Origin of the sequence: Nocardia puris (assembly GCF_003315035.1) — a bacterium.
Classification (GTDB): Bacteria; Actinomycetota; Actinomycetes; order Mycobacteriales; family Mycobacteriaceae; genus Nocardia; species Nocardia puris.
In genome coordinates, this window is sequence record NZ_QNRE01000052.1 from 1 (window position 1) to 1,687 (window position 1,687).

The following is a 1,687-nucleotide window of genomic DNA, read 5'->3' on the forward strand; positions in this document are numbered from 1 at the left end:
CGCCGGGCTCGCGGCTCAGGTCGGCGATCGTCACCGTGAGCCGATCGAGCGGGTTGATCTCAGGCATTGCGGGCCTCCTCGGTGGGGACGTACAGCAGGATGATCGGGCCGTTCCCGTGCGGCTTGTCCCATCTGGTCTTGGTGCCTCGCATCGACCAGTGGTCGTGGCCGTGGATGCGCAGCAGGCGTTCGATGGTCATCGGAGTGGTCCTTCCTCGAAGGTCTTGCCGGTGGCGGCTTCCCAACCCGCCCGGAATGCCTTGTGCGCTGCTGTCAGCGGGTCGCTGCCGATGCCGTACGCCTTGCGGTAGTCCGACCACTCGCACGCCATCCGGTCGGCCTCGGTCATCGTCGGGTCGGTGCGCGCGTCATCGGCGGGGCGGTGCAGGCGGGTGATCGGGTGCCGGTACGGGTGCGGGTCGACGGGGTGCCCGCAGGTCGTGCAGGTGTCGGTCATCGGATCGCCCGTTTCAGCCAGTCGCTGATCTGGTCACGGATGGTGCGCGCCTGGTCGACGGAGAGATGGGCAGCGATGTCGTCGCCTTCCAGGATGCGCAGCCACATGTGCGGCACGATGGCGCTGGACTCGTAGACGAACACCTTGTGGCCGTAGTCGGTTTCGACCGGTTCCCAGTGGAAGAACCCGCGCTGGCTGTACTCGCCGGGCATCGGCTCGACCTGGGTTTCGTCGGTCCAGACCAAGCGGGTGGCGCCGTCGTGACCGTGGACGGCGAGAGCGGTGTCGACCGAGGGCCAGACCACGGTGGAGGCGTGCTCGCCGCGCCAGCGCAGGACGGCGGTGCCGTCGGGGAATTCGACGCCGTCGGCGACGATGCCGGTACCGCTGAATCCGGTGACGTCGGTGTCGCGCTGGAGATAGAAGGTACGGGTCATTGGGGTCACCTGTTCCTGTTCTTGGTGACGAGCACCGTGAAGCGGTCGCCGGTCGGGGAGTAGTAGGTCAGCTGCTGGCCGTGGACGGCGTGGACGTCGAATCCGGCGTCAGACAGGGCATCGCGGATCGCGTGGATTTCATCGCGGGCAGTGAGCGGCTCATCCACGGCGCTCCTCCTCGGTGGTGGTGAGGTAGGTGTTCGGTCCGCAGTCGCCGCGACAAGCCATCAGGGCGGGCACGGTGGACTGAACGCCAGCGCCGAGACTCAGCAGCCGCAGAGGTAGTGCAGAGTGGATCATGTTGTCACTCATGGGGTTTGGTCTCCTCGTCGAACCACAGCAGGATCTCGTCATCGGCCGCGTACACACGCAGCCAGTCGTCGTAGGCCGGTTCCTTGCCGGTCGCGGCCCGGTAGGCGTGTTCGGCGGCGGTGATGGCCTTCTGGACCTCGGCGATCGCGGCACCGTGGCCGCCGTACTCGGCGTGCGGGATCGCCCAGATGTGGCGGCGGTTCGTGACGATGCGGTGCGTGTAGCTAGCCACGGTCGCCCACCTCCCGCAGCTCGTAGACACGGCAACGTCCGATGTGGGCGGCGGTGCTCGCGCGGCGGGTGCGCGAGTACCGGCAGAACGGGCACCGATGCCGGGTTGTGGTGTAGGTGATCGGCTCAGCCACGGTCATCGGTCTCCAGCCAGACCAGCCTGGGTCAGCGCCGTGCGTGCGCGGGTCCGCACCGAGGCGTCCATCGACCGGATGTATCCCTCCAGCTGCGCCCGCCGCTGCTCCGGGCT

The 1,687-nt window shown here is 67.9% G+C and carries 6 protein-coding genes; all 6 read right to left on the reverse strand.

Going from position 1 to position 1,687, the window contains the following annotated elements:
- Positions 1 to 59 precede the first annotated feature (59 nt).
- The 6 genes from DFR74_RS36495 to DFR74_RS35205 are packed head-to-tail and all read right to left on the reverse strand — an operon-like array spanning position 60 to position 1,438.
- Entirely contained in the window at positions 60 to 200 is a 141-nt protein-coding gene (locus DFR74_RS36495; RefSeq protein ID WP_157115802.1) for a hypothetical protein, read from the reverse strand.
- A complete protein-coding gene (locus DFR74_RS35195) occupies positions 197 to 457 on the reverse strand; it encodes a hypothetical protein (protein ID WP_067505062.1) in 261 nt (86 codons plus the stop codon). The genes DFR74_RS36495 and DFR74_RS35195 overlap by 4 nt, the downstream gene beginning before the upstream one ends.
- On the reverse strand, positions 454 to 894 hold the full coding sequence (locus tag DFR74_RS36855) for a hypothetical protein (RefSeq protein ID WP_067505065.1): 441 nt from the start codon (positions 892 to 894) through the stop codon (positions 454 to 456). The genes DFR74_RS35195 and DFR74_RS36855 overlap by 4 nt, the downstream gene beginning before the upstream one ends.
- Before the next feature lie 5 nt (positions 895 to 899).
- A complete protein-coding gene (locus DFR74_RS36500; RefSeq protein ID WP_157115803.1) occupies positions 900 to 1,061 on the reverse strand; it encodes a hypothetical protein in 162 nt (53 codons plus the stop codon).
- Positions 1,054 to 1,206, reverse strand: coding sequence for a hypothetical protein (locus DFR74_RS36505; protein ID WP_157115804.1), 153 nt, complete (start codon positions 1,204 to 1,206; stop codon positions 1,054 to 1,056). Before DFR74_RS36505 ends, DFR74_RS36500 begins: the two co-directional genes overlap by 8 nt.
- Positions 1,199 to 1,438 (reverse strand): hypothetical protein, encoded by a 240-nt coding sequence (locus DFR74_RS35205; RefSeq protein ID WP_067505068.1) that lies wholly within the window; start codon positions 1,436 to 1,438, stop codon positions 1,199 to 1,201. Before DFR74_RS35205 ends, DFR74_RS36505 begins: the two co-directional genes overlap by 8 nt.
- Positions 1,439 to 1,687 lie beyond the last annotated feature (249 nt).

Bases quoted from the DNA above. Each gene is read 5' to 3' on its own strand.
- DFR74_RS36495 (WP_157115802.1), bottom strand. From the start codon at position 200: ATGACCATCGAACGCCTGCTGCGCATCCACGGCCACGACCACTGGTCG.
- DFR74_RS36855 (WP_067505065.1), bottom strand. From the start codon at position 894: ATGACCCGTACCTTCTATCTCCAGCGCGACACCGACGTCACCGGATTC.
- DFR74_RS36505 (WP_157115804.1), bottom strand. From the start codon at position 1,206: ATGAGTGACAACATGATCCACTCTGCACTACCTCTGCGGCTGCTGAGT.
- DFR74_RS35195 (WP_067505062.1), bottom strand. From the start codon at position 457: ATGACCGACACCTGCACGACCTGCGGGCACCCCGTCGACCCGCACCCG.